A 17,018-nucleotide genomic window follows, 5' to 3' on the forward strand; every position below is an offset into this window, starting at 1 on the left:
TGTGCCGAATGCCCTGTCGCGGCTTATTTCGCGAGAAAAAGAATCGCGACGTTGACGAGAAATGCGAGCGCCCAGACCGCGCTGCGCACTGCGCCAATGCCCTTGATGTAGATCGCGATGTAGATCACACGCAGAACGACATAGGTCACGGCCAGCATGTCGAGCCGCGCCTGTGCAACGCCAAGTTGGTGCGCAATGATCACCGCGCCGATGAAGAACGGAAGTCCTTCGAAGCTGTTGGCCTGTGCGCTGTTCGCACGCGCGCGCCAGCCACTCTGCTTCGCGGCCCAGTCGCGCGGATGCATGTTGTCGCGCGGACCGAAACCGCCGGCCTTGGCGATCCATGCCGCGAGATACGGYAGGCCGCAGGCGATGAACACGCACCAGTAGGCGAGCGTGAGCAGGGAAAGAGTCATGTCGCGTTGTCTCCGTTCGGCAGCGGCTGCAACGGCCGCTGCGGGCGTGCTATCGGCGGTCCACCAGTGCGTGCGCGATGGTGCCGAGGTCCACGTATTCGAGTTCGCTGCCGGCCGGCACGCCGCGCGCGAGGCGCGTCACGTTGAGGCCGCGCTGCTTGAGCGCTTCGCCGATCACGTGCGCGGTGGCTTCGCCCTCGGCGGTGAAGTTGGTGGCGAGGATGACTTCGCTCACCGTGCCGTCGAGCGCGCGGTCGAACAGCTTCTGCAGGCCGATGTCCTTGGGGCCGATGCCGTCGAGCGGACTGAGCTTGCCCATCAGCACGAAGTAATAGCCGCGGAAAGCGCCGGTGCGCTCGAGCGCCGCCTGGTCGGCGGGTGTCTCCACCACGCAGAGTTTGGTCGCGTCGCGGCGCGCGTCGAGGCACACGTTGCAGATCGGTGCCTCGGTGAAGGTGTTGCAGCGTTCGCAATGCCGCACATTGCCGGCCGCCTGCTGCAATGCGCGCGACAGCAGCTGCGCGCCCTCGCGGTCGTGCTGCAGCAGGTGAAACGCCATGCGCGAGGCCGACTTGACGCCGACACCGGGCAGGCGGCGCAGCGCATCGACCAGGGCGTCGAGCGAACTGGCGTCGGCCATCAATGGCTCAGAACGGCAGCTTCATGCCAGGCGGGAGGCCCGGCATGCCAGCCGTGAGCTTGCCCATCTTCTGCTCGCTGGTTTCCTCGGCCTTGCGCACCGCGGCGTTGAAGGCTGCGGCCACGAGGTCTTCGAGCATGTCCTTGTCGTCGGCCAGGAGGCTCGGGTCGATGGTGATGCGCTTGACGTCGTGCTTGCAAGTCATGACGACCTTGACGAGGCCGGCGCCGGATTCGCCTTCGACCTCGATGTGCGCCAGTTCTTCCTGGGCCTTCTTGAGGTTGTCCTGCATTGCCTGCGCCTGCTTCATGAGGCCGGCCAGTTGTCCTTTGTTGAACATCGTTGGTCCTGTGTAGGTTGTGAAGAGAATGGGTGAAGGATACGAGACCCGGCGGCAGTGCCCGCCTCAGGCCGGCCGCAGCGTTCCGGGCACGATCTTCGCATCGAAGTCGCGCATCAGCATCTGCACCTCGGGGTCGCTGTGAATGGCCTCCTCGGCCACGCGCTGGCGCTCGTCGGCCGCCTGCCTGTTGCGGCGCGCGGGGCTGTCGACCACGCCGCCGATTTCGATCGCGAGCTTGATGTCGTGGCCAAGGCCGTTGAGCGCAACGGTCAGCTTCTCGCGGCTGGAAGGCTGGTTGAGCGTTTCGCGCTCGATGCGCAGGATCCACTGGTCGGTGTCGCGTCCCACCAACTGCGACTGCAGCGCGAGTTCGCGCGCGAGGGCGGTGATGGTTTCGGCCGCCACGAGCTGCGTGACGGTGGCGTACCAGAAATCGCCATCCTCGCTGGGTGGAATGGGCGTCGAAGGACCGCGCTGCTCATCGGCACGCGGCGCATCGCGCAGGCCCGGCGGCGGCTGAACGCGCATCGGCACGCCGACGACCTTGGCTGGGGCATCCGTGGAGGCGGTCCTGGGTTCCGACTGCCGCAAGGGTTCGTCGACCACGGCAAGACGATGCCCCGCGGGGACCGGAGATGCCGTGTGCGGCGCAACCGTGGGCGCCGGCACAGGCGGGGTGGGAGCTGGTGCAGGCTGTGATTCGGCCGCGGGCGCCGGGGTCGCGACAGGGGCCGGAGCCCTCGGCGCCGCGACCTGGGCTTCATTCAGAGTTTTTTTTTCCGTGGAAGCTGTCGAAGCAGCCGCGTTGGAAGGTTTGAAGGCCAGCAGCCGCAGCAGCACCATGGTCAGCGCTGCGTACTCGTCGGGCGCCAGGCCCAGCTCGCCGCGGCCGTGCAGACACAGGCTGTAGAGCAATTGCGTTTCGTCGGCTGGCATCAGCGACGCGAGGCGTGCCGTTTCGGCCGCATCAGGGTCGGTGGCCGAATCTGCCGACTCCGCGCGCGAAGGCACCGCCTGCAGCACGGCCATGGCCTGCAGCACCGCGGTCATTTCTTCCAGCGTGGAAGCGGCGGACATGCCGTCGCGGCGCAGCGCCTCGGAGGTGTCGACCACCGTCTTGCCGTCGCCCTGTGCCAGCGCCTCGATCAGCTTGAACACATGGCCGCGGTCCACGCTGCCGAGCATCTGGCGCACGCCGGTTTCGAGCAGCTCGCCGTTGCCGAAGGCGATGGCCTGGTCGGTGAGCGACAGCGCATCGCGCATCGAACCGCGCGCGGCACGCGCCAGCAACCGCAAGGCCTGCGGCTCGGCCGGCACCTGTTCGGTCTGCAGCACGCTCGTCAGGTGTTCGAGCACCGTCTCGGGCGCCATCGGCCGCAGGTTGAACTGCAGGCAGCGCGACAGCACGGTGACGGGCACCTTCTGCGGATCGGTGGTGGCGAGCACGAACTTGAGGTATTCCGGCGGCTCTTCGAGCGTCTTCAGCATCGCGTTGAACGCGGTGTTGGTGAGCATGTGCACTTCGTCGATCATGAAGACCTTGAAGCGCCCCTGCACCGGCTTGTACACCGCCTGCTCGAGCAGCGACTGCACCTCGTCCACGCCGCGGTTCGATGCCGCGTCCAGCTCGGTGTAGTCGACGAAGCGACCCGAATCGATATCGCGGCACGCCTGGCAGACGCCGCAAGGCGTGGCGGTGATCCCGCCCTGCCCGTCCGGCCCCTGGCAGTTGAGCGATTTCGCCAGAATCCGCGAAACCGTGGTCTTGCCCACGCCCCGCGTGCCGGTGAAGAGATAGGCGTGATGCAGGCGCTGCGTGGTCAGTGCGTTCTCGAGCGCCTGCACCACATGCCCCTGACCGACCATCTCACCGAAGGTTTTCGGACGGAACTTGCGAGCGAGCACGAGATAAGACATTGCGGGCATTCTAAAAGGCGCGGCGCCATGATCCGAGCCCACGCGCCAATCAAAAAGGGCTGGCCTTTTCGTGGGACACCGAGGAACCGGCTTCGCCGGGCCTCCGGTGTCGCCCCCAGCAGGGGGAAGGAGAAGCGACACGAAGTGCGCGCATCCTGGGGGGTTACAATAAGCCTTGACGGGCCTCCCTGCATGGTGAAGTGGCCAACCGGGTCAGGTGGGGAACCAAGCAGCCCTAACTGCGTAGTCAGTGCCAGGGGTAAGGCTCGTCAACCTAACATCAAAAGGACGAGGCATGGCTGGCGGCCCCCTCACCGGCGCCGAATCCGCAGCCGCTGCATCCAACTAACCAATCTGCCGTAGTCCGGCCATGACCTCTTCGGTCGGCGGCAATTCGCTGGTTCGCCAGACCAGCCGGGCGTGACGATCGAACAGATAAACCTGGCCGGTATGGCGGTCGCCCGCTGCCGCGCCTCCCGTGAACAGCGAGAGCATCGACTCAAGTGCCTCGGGGGCTGGCGCCGCCGCGCTCCACGTTGGCCTTGCGCCGAAGCGCCGCAACCAGGCGCTCAGTGCAACAGGGTCGTCGGACAGCGGGTCGATGCTCAGCGACAGCAGGTGCACCGCCGTGTAGCGCTCCGACAGCAATGCCGCCTGCAGCGTCGAGAACAGGGCCCCCTGGATCGGGCAGACCGTGCTGCATCCGGTAAACATCAATTGAACGGCGGTTGGAGCGCCTCGCAACTGCGCCGCGAGCATCGGTGTGGCGCCGTCGTGGCGCCGCAGCGGCAGGGCCGGAGCCGGYACCGCCGGCAGCACCGGGCCGATGCTGGTGTTTGCGCGGGCCGGAGGCACACCCAGCCACGCCAGTGCACCGGCGGCAAGCAGGCGCCGGCGCCCGCGGGATGCAACCCGCGAGGGTATGAAGGGGCTCCGCGCGTTCATTGGGTTCATTGAGAAAGGGCTTGCGTCAGGTAGTCCCACAACGCCGCGCACTGGCCTTCGTCGGCATCGAAGCGCGGCATGGCTCGGGGCAGCGCGACATGGGCCGGGTCGATGCCGGTGCGCAGCGTGCGGCAGAAGGATGCGCGCTCGTACGCGACGGGCGGGCCGCCGCGGCGCGGGAGGACTTCGCGCAATTGGCGCCGGTCGAGCGGCGGCGCGAAACCGGAGACAGCGGCAGTGGACTTGCCGGGGCCCGCGTGGCACTGGATGCAGCGCGTCGCTGCGCCCGGCAGCGGCGTGCTGTGGCCGGACAGCGTGCCGGCGAGTGGCTCGGTGCCATCGAACAGGCGCGCGCCACGCGCCACCGAGGAAGGCACGGCGGCTTCAGGCTTTCCGGACCACGCCGGGCCAACGGCCAGTGCGGTTCCGAGCGCCRGCGCCAGCATCATCATCGAAAGCCTCGGCTTCGCGAAGCGCGCCGGCCGCTACCGGATGTTGATGGTGCGCGCCACGCTCGGCACGCCGCTGCTGTCGAGTGCGAACAGCATGTAGTTGCCCGGCAGCACCGTCCCGTGATCGGTCGGAATGCCCAACTGGTAGTTGCCTGCCGTGCCCGTGAATGACAGCGGGATGCGGCGCTGATCGGTGTTGACCGAGTGAGTGGCCGATGCCATGCGCACCAGCGCAAAGTGGGCCGCTGCGCGGTCGGTCGCCACGGCGATCTGACTCCCCCATGTGGCGCTGGCCGGCGCGGCCGTGATGGCCGGGCGGGACGCCGGCGAACCGTCGCTCGCCAGCAGGTACGGAGGCGTGTAGATCTCCGCATCCGGGTGGTCGCCCGCACAGTCGCAYAGCCCGCCGCCGCCCGCCAGCACGCGTCCGTCCGGCAGCAGCAGGGCCACGCTGTGATAGTTGCGCGGTTTCTGCATCGGCGGCACCGTGATGAAGCTCTCCAGCCCCGGGCTCCACAGCTCGGCCGCCAGCACACTGTAGGAGTCGGAAAACGGAACGGGCTGCGTCTGTCCGCCTATCACGAACACCTCGCCGTTAGGCAGCACCACGCTGTTGACAAAGGTTCGGCCATAGGCCATCGGCGAAAGCTTGCGCACCGTGGGCGCCGTCGGCGCGCCCGCGCTGATGTCGATGATGTAGGCGGTCTTGAAGGCGTTGCCGCTGTCGTGGTTGGGCGCGCCGCCGAGCTTGAGGATCTTGCCGATGTCGTACATCACGGCGCTGGCGGTCATGGCATAGGGGTCGTCGCTGCGTGGCCCGGCCTGCAGGATGGCGCCGCTGCCGCGCGTGTCGATCCAATGCATTGCGGCAGCAGGCCCGGCGTGGAATACCCAGCCGTTGGCGGCGCCGAACAGCCACATGTGGTTGTCGCCCCGGTAGACCCCGGCCGCGTCCGGGCCGGCCAGCGGCGGGTTCGAGACATTGCTCGCATCGGGCATGTTGGCCGGTACGCCGGACAGCGTGCGCCAGGTCTTGGTGTCGGCCGACCACACCTCGCCGTACTTGCCGCCCTGCCCGCCGTTCCACGACCCGCCGACTGTGAACACGGAGCCGTCGGACATCGTCGTGCTCGCCTGGTAGGCACGTGCAATGCCGAGTTGCGCACCCGTCACCCAGCCGCCCAGCGCCGGGTCGTAGATCGAGGTCTTCGTCGCATCGCTGCCGCCGCTGACCAGCACGCTGCCATCGGCCAGCATGCTCAGGCCAGGGCAGAACATCTGGTGGCCGGTGGCCGTGACCACCAGCGGGCTGGCGCTTCGCGTGACGGGGTCGAACACCGAGGTGTAGGTGTACGCCTCGCTGCTGCTCGTGCTGAAGCTGGTGGGCGAGCGGGCTGCCCACAGCAGCAGCTTGCCGTCGGGGAGGTTGGCGGCCGATGCGGGCACGAGTGGCAGCGCGATCGGATCGGACCAGGGCTTCACCGCGGCGGTCGATTGCGCTGCGGTGTATCCGGCTGCCGTGAACAGGTACTCGTTGGCCGGCAGCCACTTCCCCTTGAATCGGGAGCGCAGCCGGACCACGAGCCCCGCGCCGTCTATGGGAAGGTTTGTCACCGTCAGCGTTGTCGCACTTGTCGATGTGTCCACCACGGGTGTCGCCGAAGAGGCCGACAGGATCGTCAAGCCATACTGGTTGGCACCCGTGTTGTTCCAGACGAAGGTCGCGCTGCGGCTGGCGAACTTGGTGCCGGGSGACGGACTGGTGAGGGACGCCGGCTGTCCGTCTGGTGGYGCCGGCTTGCTTGCCGATGCGGACGTGCCCGCCGGCGTCGGATTTGCGCCCTGCGCGTGGGCGCCGCCTCCTGCGTCACCGCCGGACCAAACCAGGAACACCAGGGATGCATAAGCAAGCCCGCGCGCGGCGCGCGGCGATGGAACGCTGGTCATCGCTGCTCCTTTATTTTGTCTGATCGCAGCTTATTCCTTGCGCGCGCAATAAACAATACAAAAGTATTCAGTTATACCCTCAAAGACCCAGCTGCTTGATCGCTCCGCGCGCCGCAGCCGCCCCGCTGGCCATCGACGCCGTCAGCAGGTAGCCGCCGGTCGGCGCCTCCCAGTCGAGCATTTCTCCCGCCACGAACACGCCCGGCACCGCGCTGGCCATGAGCCGTTCGTCGAGCGCCTCGAAGCGCACGCCGCCTGCGGTGCTGATGGCTTCGTCGATGGGCCGGGTTGCGACCAGCCGCAGCGGCACGGCCTTGATCGTCGCTGCCAGTTGCGCGGGGTCTTGCATCGCCTCGCGGCTCAGCGCCTCGTGCAGCACGCCGGCCTTGATGCCCTCCAGCCCCAGCCGGCTCTTCAGATGGCTGCTGAGCGACCGGGCACCGCGCGGATGCTTCACTGCGGCCAGCACCTGCTCGACGCTGCGGTCGGGCAGCAGATCGAGCAGCAGCGTCGCGCTGTCTTGCGCGGCGATCTCGTCGCGCAGCAAGGCCGAGGCCGCATAGATCAGGCTGCCTTCGATGCCGGTCGCGGTTGCAACGAACTCGCCCTTGCGCGCGAAGCGGCGCCCCTGGCTGTCGGTGAACGAAATAGCGACCGACTTGAACGGCTGGCCCGCGAAACGGCTCGCGAAATGTTCGCTCCATCCGGCTCCGTCGAAGCCGCAGTTGGCGGGCTGCAGCGGCGCGATGTCGATACCGCGCGCCTGCAGCCACGGCGCCCACGCGCCATCGGAACCGAGCCGCGCCCAGCTTGCACCGCCCAGTGCAAGCACCACGGCATCGGCCTTCACCAAGGTCTCGCCGACGGGGGTCGCGAACCGCAACGAGGCTGCGTCGAATGGCGCGCTTTCGCCGCCGAGCCAGCGATGACGCATATGAAACTGCACACCAGCCGCACGCAGCCGGTGCAGCCACGCACGCAGCAACGGCGCAGCCTTCATGTCGGTCGGAAACACGCGCCCCGAGGTACCCACGAAAGTCTCGATGCCAAGGCCGGTCGCCCATTCACGCACCTGCTGCGGACCGAACTGCGCCAGCATCGGCTCGAGTTGCGCACGGCGCTCGCCGAACCGGCTCATGAACACGTCGAAGGGCTCCGAATGGGTCAGGTTCAGCCCGCCGCGGCCGGCCAGCAGGAACTTGCGGCCCACCGAGGGCATGGCGTCGTACAGGTGCACTTGCGCACCGGATGCGCTCAAAACTTCAGCCGCCATCAGGCCGGCAGGTCCGCCGCCGATCACGGCGACGGTATGGGAAAGGGTCATTCGAGATTTACCAGTTCGCCCTGCCCGGTGAGGAACGCGACGCGGACCGTRGCACCGGGGTAGGCATGTTGCACGGCAACGCGGTAGCGCTGCATCTGTGCGATCAACGTCGCGTCCCGTTCGGGGTGCGCTGCGGATTTGTAGTCGAGGATCCACCAGGCGCCGCTCTCGCGCTCGCGCACCAGTCGGTCGATGCGCAGGGTTTCGCCTTCGTGGACCAGCGTGACTTCGTTGCCATGCCAGTCGACCCTGCGATCGTCCCACGCCCAGGCGCCCGCTCCCGCACGGATGCGTTCGGCCAGCGTCGCAGCGCCGCGCGCCTGCTGGGGCTCGAGCATGAACTCGCGGGCCGCCGCACGCACATGGGCCGATGGCAGCGCCTCACCCGGCACCGCCCATTCGAGCAGCCGGTGCATGGCCTGGCCGAAGGCGGCGGCGCGTGCGTCGACCGTGGCGTCCACGGCCTTCTTGACAGCCGGCAGCTCGGCGGCGACAGGCACCGAAGGCATCTGCTTCATCGAGAAGCTGGCCACCCCGGTCTCCGTGGGCAGCGCGACCAGCGGCTCATCGGCCTCGGCCGGTTCGCAGGCCGATTCCAGCCGGGTCCACCAGCTGCCCTCGTTGGCACGCGCCGGGCGCACCGACGACAGCACCAGCCGTTCGCGCGCCCGCGTGGTCGCCACGTAAAGGCCGTTGAGTTCCTCGCGATGGCGCGCGCGCTGCTCTTCTTCCAGCAACGCAGCGGCGCAGGCCGGCGGCGTCTTCTCGCTCGCAAGGAACACGAAGCGCGTCGGCGCGCTGTCGCTGCCCTTCCACTCGACCAGCACGCCCATCGTCTGCGCACGCGGTGGTGCGGCATCGCAATCGAGCATCAGCACGGTATCGGCCTCCAGGCCCTTGGCGCCGTGCACGGTCAGCAGTTGCACCGCATCGGGCGCCGCAACGGAGGGCGCACGCACGCCACCAGCACGCAAGGCACGCACCAGCGCATAGGGCGTGGCAAAGCGGGCGCCTTCGATCTCGAGCGATGCGGACATCAGGCCGCGCAGATTCGCCAGCGCGCCCTGCCGCATGGCGGCGGGCACGGCGGCGCCGAACTTCGCCAGCGCGTCGCCGTCGTGGAAGATGGCGTCGATGGCATCGTGGGGCGGCAAGGTCACCAGCCAGCGCTGCCACTTCTTCAGGCTGGCGCCCGCCTCGACCAGCACCGGCGGCAGGCCCTCGCCCTTCTGGATCAATGCGAACCAGCTCGACGACGGATGCTCGCGCTGCCGCAAGGCCAACTGCACCAGCGCCTCGTCATCGACACTGAACAACGGCGACTTCAGCGCCCGCGCCAGCGAAAGATCGTGCGCAGGCGACACCAGCGCATCGATCAGCGCGACCATGTCCTGCACCTCGGGCGCGTCGTGCAGTTCGTTCTTCTCGGGCTGCTGCACGGGGATGTGGCGCTGGCGCAGCGCGTCCTGCATCGCGGACAACCGGCTGCGCCGACGCGCCAGCACCATGATCTGCCGGGGTTGCGTGCCGTCGGCAATGCGCTGCGCGACCCAGCGCGCGGCCTGTTCGCATTCCTTCTGCAGCAGTTGCTCTTCGGGCAGCACGCGCGGCGTGACGAGGCTGTCGCGCCAGTGCAGCATGCCGTCGTCGGCGGGTGCCGCTTCGGCGGCAGCGCCCAGCGCATCGCGATCGATGGCCGGCAGCTTGAGCAGCTCGCCTTCGTCGCCACGCTCCGTGGTGTGCGCACGGTAGCCGTCGAACTCGCCCGCGTCCTGCGCGGCCAGCATGGCCTGGTTGACCAGACCCACCACGGCGCGTGCGTTGCGATGGGTGTGGTCGCAATTGAGCAGCTCGCCGTCGAGCCCTTCGCGCACGAACTTCTTCGCGGCGATGAACACCTGCGGTTCGGCGCGGCGGAAGCGGTAGATGCTCTGCTTCGGGTCGCCCACGACGAACACGCGCGGCGCCCGGCCGCCCGCGCCGGTGTAGGCGCTGAGCCAGCCGTAGAGCGCCTGCCACTGCAGCGGGTTGGTGTCCTGGAATTCGTCGATCAGCAGGTGCGCAATGCGCGCGTCGAGCCGCTCCTGCACCCAGCCCGACAACGCCGACTGGCCGAGCAGCAGCTGCGCGGCCTGTTCGACGTCGTTCATGTCGACCCAGCCATGGGCGCGCTTGACGTCGGCGAAGGCAGCGATCAACAGGCGCGTGAGCCGCGTCATGCGCTGCTGAAAAAGCCATGCCGCGTGCTGGGCCTGCGCGGCACTGTGTTCGATGGCATGACCCTGCGCGATGCGCACCTGCTCCAGGCCGGCGAGCTTTTCGCTGAACTTGCGTGCCTCGCCCTTTTGCGTCAGCAGCGCATCGAGCACGCCCTGCGCATGGCGTGCGCCGATGGCCTGCTCCAGCTCGCTGCCCTTGGCCGAGAAAGTGACCGCGCTGGCACGACCCAATGCCTGCGCGGCAGCCCACAGCGCATCGCGGATCGCCGGCGTGTCGAACAGCACCTGGGCTGGATCGGCCGCATCGGCATAGGAAGGGAACAGGACGCCGACGGGCTGCACCCCGTTGTCGACGACGCCTGCGGCATCGGCCAGCGAGAACTCGACCCGCTTCGTGAGCGCCTCGCCCAGCGCCTTGGCCGTCTGCGAACGGCCATGCGTGGCAACGACGGCGTAATAGTCGGCCAGCGCATTCTTGTCGGCCGTGACCGCCTCGAAGAAAGGCCGCCAGGTGTGGCCTCGCGCCTCGGCATCGTCTTCGAGGAGTTCGTAGTTGGCCGGCAACCCCAGCTCGCGCAACACCGCGAGCGGCGCGTTGCGCAAAAGGCCCGCGAACCAGGCATGGAAGGTACGGAATTGCACCGGCCTGCCGCCTTCGAGCAGGCGCCGGTAGAGACCCTGCAGGCGCGGCACGGCAGCCAGCGCAGCAGCAGGCTCGACGCCGCGCATCACGAGCTGGCCCACCAGCTCTTCCGGGCTCAGCCTGGAAAACTGTTCGAGCCATTGGTCGAGACGCTCGCGCATCTCGCCCGCAGCTTTCTTGGTGAATGTGATCGCCAGGATCTCGTGCGGCTCGCAGGCGGACTCGCCCTCTTCGAGCAGCGCGCGCACGATGCGAGACACCAGCATCCAGGTCTTGCCTGCGCCGGCGCAGGCTTCGACGGCGACCGATCGCCGCGGATCGCAGGCGACGGTGTAGAAGGCCTCGCGCGAAACGTGCTGGCCGTTGTGTTCGTAGGCAGCGCCGTTCACTTCGTATCGCCTCCGACCGCCGGGCCACCCCAAGGCGGAGGCGCCGCCCCCTCGGGGGGTGGCGAAGCACACGCAGTGGCAAGCCGGGGGGTTTCATCACCCCAGAAGTCTTTTCTGCAGAGTCCGCGCGCGGCGCAGTAGTCGCAGACCCCGCCCTCGCCCAGCGGCGGCAGTGCTGCGCCCTCCGCGATGCGGGTGAAGTCATTGATGATTCCGGCCACGAGCGCATCGCGGGCTTCGACCACCGCGGGCTGCTCGACGGTCTGCGTGCCGGAGGATTTCTCGCCGACGTTGACGTAGGCTGCGCGCAAGGTGTCGTCGGCCACCAGGGCCGCGTAGAACGCGAGCTGAGTGTCCTCGGTCGGGTCCTTGACGCGTTCCTTGGTGACGTTGGAGGACTCGGTCTTGTAGTCGATCACGAACGACTGCCCGTCGGATGTGCGGTCGATCCGATCCAGGCGACCGATCAGTCGCAGGTTGCCCAGCGGCTGCTCCTTCCAGGGTTCGGATTCGACGAACACCGCCCCGCCCGCCTCGTGCCCGGCCAGCCATTCGAGGTAGCCGTCGCGCACCGCCGGCCATGCCGCGGCAAAGGGCAGGAACTCGGCATCGGAGAGGCCGTACTCGCGCGTGGCGCGTTGGGCGGCTTCGGAGATGAGTGCGGCGCGTTCTTGCGCATCCTGCGTGGGTGCTTCGACCAATGCTTCGTGAAAATGCCCGAGCACGGCATGCAGCCAGTTGCCGAAGTCGCGCTTGTCGACTTCGACATCGAGTTCGTCGGCGCTGCGCAGCCCCAATTGCCGCAAGGCGAAGAAGCGATAGGGGCAGCGGCGCAAGTCTTCGTACACGCTGGTCGAGATTTTCTCGAGCGGCAGCAAGGCGCCCGACGGCGTGGGGTACAGCGTGGGCTGCACGGCCACGTCGCGCTCCGTGCGCGGGTCGGCTGCGGGCTGCAGCACGTGGTCGAGCTGCAGCGCCTGCACCAGCGGGCTCGGACGGATCGGCTCGCCGCTGGCGTCGGACTGACGCCAGATCAGTTCGCACCAGGGGTTGTGCAGGGCCGCGGCCCAGGCTGCGCGCTGCGCGGCTTCGAGGATCTCTCGCGAGGGCAAGCCCAGTTCGAGGCGCTGGGCCGCACTCCAGTTGCCGGGCGGCTCAGGCGATGCGGGCAGGCGGCGGTCGTCGCAGCCGGGGATGACCACGGCGCCGAACGCGCGGCCCAGCAGCTGGTACAGCGGCAGCACGATCACCCTGGGCGCCTGGTCGCCGGCAGGCGGCACGAAGCTCGCGTCTTCGAGCACGTCGCGCACCCAGGCGGTGAACTCGGCCAGGGTGTGGCGGCCGCCGGGGAATTCGTCCGCGTCGCCATGCGCATCGGCATCGAGCCACAGCGCGGCGATCACCTTTCCGCCTGCGAGGTCGTCGGCCAGCGGCGTCCATTGCCCGCTGGCTTCCAGCAGTTCGCGCAAGGCGCGCAGCCATTCGGCCACAGGCCTCGATTTCGCCATCGGCGCACGGCGTGCTTCGATCCCCTCGGTGAAAGGCAGCAGCGCGATGTCCTGCGGCTTCTCGCTGCGGGCCACCAGCGCGCACCAGGCCGACCAGTCGCGCAATCCTTCGCGACGCAACCGCGCTTCGAGCGCCTGCACGGCCAGCGCGTCGCCATCGGCACCGCTCTTGAGCCATTCGAGCACCTGGTCGCTGGCAGCGTCGTGGGCGCAGGCGCGCAATGCGCTCATCAGCGTAGCGGCGGCGCGCGTGGTCGAGAGCTTCCAGCCGGTTTCGTCGTGCGTGACGACGCCTTGCGCCTTGAGCTGCGCGCTGATGCGGCGCGTGAGCGCACGGTCGGTTGCAATGAGCGCGACCGGCGCGCGACCCTCGGCCAGATGGCGAAGCACGCAGGCTGCGGCGAGCTCGGCTTCGTCTTCCGGGTCTGCCGCCACATGCGCAGCCGCAGGATCCACGGGCGAATTGGCAGGCGCCAATGAAAGATGCAGTGCACGCTCGCCCCACAGGGAACAAAGCGTCTGCGTCAGCGGATCGGTCTGGAAGCCTTCGAGCACGATGAGCGCATCGACCTGGGCACGTGCGGTATCGCGCAGCAGCACATCGGTGGCATAGCCCGAATTCGCGGCCCAGGCGACAGCGATGCGGATCAGCGCGCTTTCGATGCGGAACCATTCCGACTCGCTGCCCGCCTCGGCCACTTGCGCCGCACGCCCCGCCCATTCGCCGCTGCGCGCCTCCGGCAATGCGGCGGCCGCGAGCGGCGCCAATTGATAGACCAGTTCGACCACGCGCCCGGCCAGTGCAAAGCGTTCGGCATTGAAACCAGCCTGCGACAGCAGCGCCTGGGCCGTGATCAGGTCGCGCGCCATGTCGAACGCGATGTCGTAGCCCGACGGCAGAAAGCCGCCCGCGCTGCGCGCCCAGTTGTGCGTGGTTTCGAAGCGCGGCACGAAGCCGGGGCTGCCGCAGCGCGCCCACATGCCGTGCGCCACGCCCATCAGCTGGGCATAGGGCACCAGCACCACGGTGCGCGCCGCATGCAGCTCGCTTTCGGCGAGCGCACGGACGATCCGCGCGACGATGCCGTCGGCGGGGTCGCACCACAGGGCCTGGACGGGGTGGCCTTCGTTCATGTTCTATCGAGGGGTTTGAGAGCGCGTTGACGTGACCCGCAGGGGCTTTGGCTATCGCCGCCATAGCGTCCCCGCATGGCACGTCACCTCTTGGTTTCTGTCACAATGACCTGCACTTTAGCTGCACCGAAACTCTCTGCGCACAAGGACACTTCACATGGCCAGCGACCTGATCAAACACATCTCCGATTCCTCCTTCGAAGCCGACGTGCTCAAGTCCAGCCAGCCGGTGCTGGTCGACTACTGGGCCGAGTGGTGCGGCCCCTGCAAGATGATCGCTCCGATCCTCGACGAAGTCTCGACCACCTACGAAGGCAAGCTGCAGATCGCCAAGCTGAATGTCGACGAAAACCGCGACATCCCCGCCAAGTTCGGCATCCGCGGCATCCCGACGCTCATGCTCTTCAAGGACGGCCAATTGGCCGCCACCAAGGTCGGCGCCATGAGCAAGGCGCAACTCACGGCCTTCATCGACCAGCAACTCGCTTAAGAGACATTTGATCCGGCCAGCGCGCAATGCGCTTGGCCGGAGCGTTTTTCCTGTCATAATCTCCCACAGATCACCGGCCCTTTCAGGCAACCGGTTCGAGTTCCCCGGTTAGTGCAGCAGTTCTCGCTACACATTCAACCTCCCCCCGTTTTCCGTTCGATTACCCCGCGAGGGGTCATTCCATGCACTTAAACGAACTCAAGGCACTCCACGTGTCTGAAGTCCTCAAGCAGGCTGAAGCGCTTGAGATCGAAAACGTCGGCCGCATGCGCAAGCAGGAGCTGATGTTCGCGATCATCAAGAAGCGCGCAAAGGCCGGCGAACAGGTCTTCGCCGACGGTGTGCTCGAAATCCTGCCCGACGGCTTCGGCTTTCTGCGCAGCCCCGACACCAGCTTCACCGCCAGCACCGACGACATCTACATCTCGCCCAGCCAGGTGCGGCGCTTCAACCTGCACACCGGCGACATGATCGAAGGCGAAGTGCGCACGCCCAAGGACGGCGAGCGCTACTTCGCGCTGACCAAGCTCGACAAGGTCAACGACGGTCCGCCCGAGCAGAACAAGCACAAGGTGATGTTCGAGAACCTGACGCCGCTGTTCCCCAAGGAACAGATGAAGCTGGAGCGCGACGGCGTCAAGGGCGACGAGAACATCACGGGCCGCATCATCGACATCATCGCCCCCATCGGCAAGGGCCAGCGCGCCCTGCTCGTGGCGCCGCCCAAGAGCGGCAAGACGGTGATGATGCAGCACATCGCCCACGCGATCAGCGCCAACTACCCCGACGTCCACATGATGGTGCTGCTCGTCGACGAGCGCCCTGAAGAAGTGACCGAAATGCAGCGCACCGTGAAGGGCGAAGTCATCGCTTCGACCTTCGACGAGCCCGCCGCACGCCACGTCCACGTCGCCGAAATGGTGATCGAACGCGCCAAGCGCCTGGTCGAACTCAAGAAGGACGTGGTGATCCTGCTCGACTCGATCACCCGCCTCGCCCGGGCCTACAACAACGTCGTGCCCTCGTCGGGCAAGGTGCTCACGGGCGGTGTCGATTCGAACGCGCTGCAGCGCCCCAAGCGCTTCCTGGGTGCCGCGCGCAACGTGGAAGAAGGCGGCTCGCTGACCATCATCGGCACCGCGCTGATCGACACCGGCAGCCGCATGGACGAAGTGATCTTCGAAGAGTTCAAGGGCACCGGCAACTCCGAAATCCACCTCGATCGCCGCCTGTACGAAAAGCGCGTGTTCCCCTCGATCCAGCTCAACCGCAGCGGCACGCGCCGCGAAGAATTGCTGCTGGCACCCGAGATCCTCCAGAAGACCCGCATCCTGCGTCAGCTCATGTACAACATGGACGAGATCGAGTCGATGGAGCTGATGCTCAAGAACATGAAGGCGACGAAAACGAATGTCGAGTTCTTCGACATGATGCGTCGCGGCGGCTGAGCACCACGCTCTCCCGCAAAAGCGCGTTGGCCCTCACGGGTCAACGCGCTTTTTTCATGGGCGTGCGATGCGGATGGCGCGGCCTTCGGCGGCGCTCTGGCGGCCGATGTCGAGCAACTCCATCAGTGCGACGGCCTGCTCGGGCGGAACGGGGTTCGGACCGTTGCCGAGGATCGCATCGCGGACCGCAGCGTAGTAGTCGACGTAGTTGCCGGCCCGCGTTGGCACGGCGCGAAAGTGCGGCGCTCCATCGCTGCCGATCAGCGTGAGTTCGCCGTCGAGCGGATCGGCGCCCCACCCCGCGGCTGGCGGTCGCTCCCCAGCGCGCAGCGCATCTTCCTGCGTGTCGACGCCGTGCTTGACGTAGCTGCCACGCGTGCCGTGCACGATGTAGCGCGGCGCCGCCTGGGCCGCCAGCGTCGTGGCGTGCAGCACCACGCGCAGGGGCGCATGGGGGCCGCTTTCGTAGCGCAGCACGGCGTGGAAATAGTCTTCGACCAGCGCCCCGTCGCGCAGGGCGGCCGTATCGAGCTGCAGCGTATCGGGCCGGCCGAACAGCTGCACCGCCTGGTCGACCAGATGGGCGCCCAGATCCACCCAAAGGCCCGAGCCGGGCACCGGCTGCTCGCGCCAGCGCTCGCGCACCTCGGGCCGGAAACGGTCGAAATGCGACTCCAGGTACACCGGACGGCCCAGTTCGCCGCTCGCCAGCACGTCCTTCAGCGTCAGGTAATCGGCGTCGAAACGCCGGTTCTGATAGACCGCCAGGACACGATTGTTGCGCTTAGCCAACAGTTCGAGTTCCCTGGCTTCGGCCACATCGAGCGTGAAAGGCTTGTCCACCACCACGTGCTTGCCGGCCTCCAGGGCCGCCCTGGCGACCGGATGGTGCTGGGCATTGGGGGTGGCCACAACGACCAGGTCGATGTCCGCCCGGGCCACGAGCGCCGCCACGTCGGGCACCACGGCCACGCCCGGCCAGTCCGCGTGGACCTTGTGCGGTTGCGAACTGGCGACGGCAGCCAATTCGAGCCCCGGAACGGCCGAAAGCACGGGCGCATGGAAGGTCTGGCCGGCAAAACCGTAGCCGACGAGGCCGGCGCGCAACGCTGTGGAAGTCATCTGTGGGCCACTTTTGCTCAAAACGGCCAGTATGCGATAATCGCTGGCTCCGCGAAAAGTGCAGCCGGGCGTCTTGCCCGG

The 17,018-nt window shown here is 67.6% G+C and carries 13 protein-coding genes and 1 other RNA gene; 3 read left to right on the forward strand and 11 right to left on the reverse strand.

The window, feature by feature from the left end:
- Positions 1–23: 23 nt before the first annotated feature.
- From AC1DXX_RS08315 to dnaX, 4 genes are all read right to left on the reverse strand, one after another.
- Positions 24–416, reverse strand: coding sequence for an MAPEG family protein (locus AC1DXX_RS08315; protein WP_478133704.1), 393 nt, complete (start codon positions 414–416; stop codon positions 24–26).
- 49 nt (positions 417–465) lie between these two features.
- Positions 466–1,056: a recombination mediator RecR gene (gene recR, locus AC1DXX_RS08320; RefSeq protein WP_478133705.1), complete on the reverse strand. Its 591-nt coding sequence runs from the start codon at positions 1,054–1,056 to the stop codon at positions 466–468.
- Positions 1,057–1,063: 7 nt separating this feature from the next.
- Complete coding sequence (locus tag AC1DXX_RS08325) at positions 1,064–1,396, reverse strand: YbaB/EbfC family nucleoid-associated protein (RefSeq protein WP_007836669.1); 333 nt, start codon at positions 1,394–1,396, stop codon at positions 1,064–1,066.
- Between the two features lie 66 nt (positions 1,397–1,462).
- A complete protein-coding gene (gene dnaX, locus AC1DXX_RS08330; protein ID WP_478133706.1) occupies positions 1,463–3,316 on the reverse strand; it encodes a DNA polymerase III subunit gamma/tau in 1,854 nt (617 codons plus the stop codon).
- A gap of 177 nt (positions 3,317–3,493) precedes the next feature.
- Between dnaX and ffs the strand changes: the two genes are divergently transcribed.
- Positions 3,494–3,590, forward strand: an RNA gene (gene ffs, locus AC1DXX_RS08335) — signal recognition particle sRNA small type.
- 71 nt (positions 3,591–3,661) lie between these two features.
- On the opposite strand, the gene AC1DXX_RS08340 is transcribed toward ffs, so the two are convergent.
- From AC1DXX_RS08340 to AC1DXX_RS08365, 6 genes are all read right to left on the reverse strand, one after another.
- Entirely contained in the window at positions 3,662–4,270 is a 609-nt protein-coding gene (locus AC1DXX_RS08340) for an SCO family protein (RefSeq protein ID WP_478133707.1), read from the reverse strand.
- Complete coding sequence (locus AC1DXX_RS08345; RefSeq protein WP_478133708.1) at positions 4,267–4,713, reverse strand: hypothetical protein; 447 nt, start codon at positions 4,711–4,713, stop codon at positions 4,267–4,269. Before AC1DXX_RS08345 ends, AC1DXX_RS08340 begins: the two co-directional genes overlap by 4 nt.
- A gap of 33 nt (positions 4,714–4,746) precedes the next feature.
- On the reverse strand, positions 4,747–6,660 hold the full coding sequence (locus tag AC1DXX_RS08350) for a galactose oxidase-like domain-containing protein (RefSeq protein ID WP_478133709.1): 1,914 nt from the start codon (positions 6,658–6,660) through the stop codon (positions 4,747–4,749).
- 79 nt (positions 6,661–6,739) lie between these two features.
- The gene (locus tag AC1DXX_RS08355; RefSeq protein ID WP_478133710.1) at positions 6,740–7,984 is read right to left on the reverse strand and encodes a TIGR03862 family flavoprotein; all 1,245 of its coding nucleotides are present in this window, start codon (positions 7,982–7,984) and stop codon (positions 6,740–6,742) included.
- Positions 7,981–11,235, reverse strand: coding sequence for a UvrD-helicase domain-containing protein (locus AC1DXX_RS08360; protein ID WP_478133711.1), 3,255 nt, complete (start codon positions 11,233–11,235; stop codon positions 7,981–7,983). Before AC1DXX_RS08360 ends, AC1DXX_RS08355 begins: the two co-directional genes overlap by 4 nt.
- The gene (locus tag AC1DXX_RS08365) at positions 11,232–13,877 is read right to left on the reverse strand and encodes a PD-(D/E)XK nuclease family protein (RefSeq protein WP_478133712.1); all 2,646 of its coding nucleotides are present in this window, start codon (positions 13,875–13,877) and stop codon (positions 11,232–11,234) included. The genes AC1DXX_RS08360 and AC1DXX_RS08365 overlap by 4 nt, the downstream gene beginning before the upstream one ends.
- Positions 13,878–14,034: 157 nt before the next feature.
- On the opposite strand from AC1DXX_RS08365, the gene trxA reads away from it, so the two are divergent.
- A complete protein-coding gene (trxA, locus tag AC1DXX_RS08370; RefSeq protein WP_478133713.1) occupies positions 14,035–14,367 on the forward strand; it encodes a thioredoxin TrxA in 333 nt (110 codons plus the stop codon).
- Positions 14,368–14,549: 182 nt separating this feature from the next.
- Complete coding sequence (rho, locus tag AC1DXX_RS08375; protein ID WP_478133714.1) at positions 14,550–15,815, forward strand: transcription termination factor Rho; 1,266 nt, start codon at positions 14,550–14,552, stop codon at positions 15,813–15,815.
- 54 nt (positions 15,816–15,869) lie between these two features.
- Here rho and AC1DXX_RS08380 read toward each other — a convergent pair whose 3' ends face one another.
- Positions 15,870–16,937 (reverse strand): oxidoreductase, encoded by a 1,068-nt coding sequence (locus AC1DXX_RS08380; RefSeq protein ID WP_478133715.1) that lies wholly within the window; start codon positions 16,935–16,937, stop codon positions 15,870–15,872.
- Positions 16,938–17,018: the final 81 nt, after the last annotated feature.

The organism is Variovorax sp. P4_B10 (assembly GCF_056402375.1).

Excerpts from the sequence above, each read along its gene's own strand:
- recR (WP_478133705.1), bottom strand. The coding sequence starts at position 1,056 with ATGGCCGACGCCAGTTCGCTCGACGCCCTGGTCGATGCGCTGCGCCGC.
- AC1DXX_RS08325 (WP_007836669.1), bottom strand. The coding sequence starts at position 1,396 with ATGTTCAACAAAGGACAACTGGCCGGCCTCATGAAGCAGGCGCAGGCA.
- dnaX (WP_478133706.1), bottom strand. The coding sequence starts at position 3,316 with ATGTCTTATCTCGTGCTCGCTCGCAAGTTCCGTCCGAAAACCTTCGGT.
- AC1DXX_RS08355 (WP_478133710.1), bottom strand. The coding sequence starts at position 7,984 with ATGACCCTTTCCCATACCGTCGCCGTGATCGGCGGCGGACCTGCCGGC.
- AC1DXX_RS08365 (WP_478133712.1), bottom strand. The coding sequence starts at position 13,877 with ATGAACGAAGGCCACCCCGTCCAGGCCCTGTGGTGCGACCCCGCCGAC.
- trxA (WP_478133713.1), top strand. The coding sequence starts at position 14,035 with ATGGCCAGCGACCTGATCAAACACATCTCCGATTCCTCCTTCGAAGCC.
- rho (WP_478133714.1), top strand. The coding sequence starts at position 14,550 with ATGCACTTAAACGAACTCAAGGCACTCCACGTGTCTGAAGTCCTCAAG.
- AC1DXX_RS08380 (WP_478133715.1), bottom strand. The coding sequence starts at position 16,937 with ATGACTTCCACAGCGTTGCGCGCCGGCCTCGTCGGCTACGGTTTTGCC.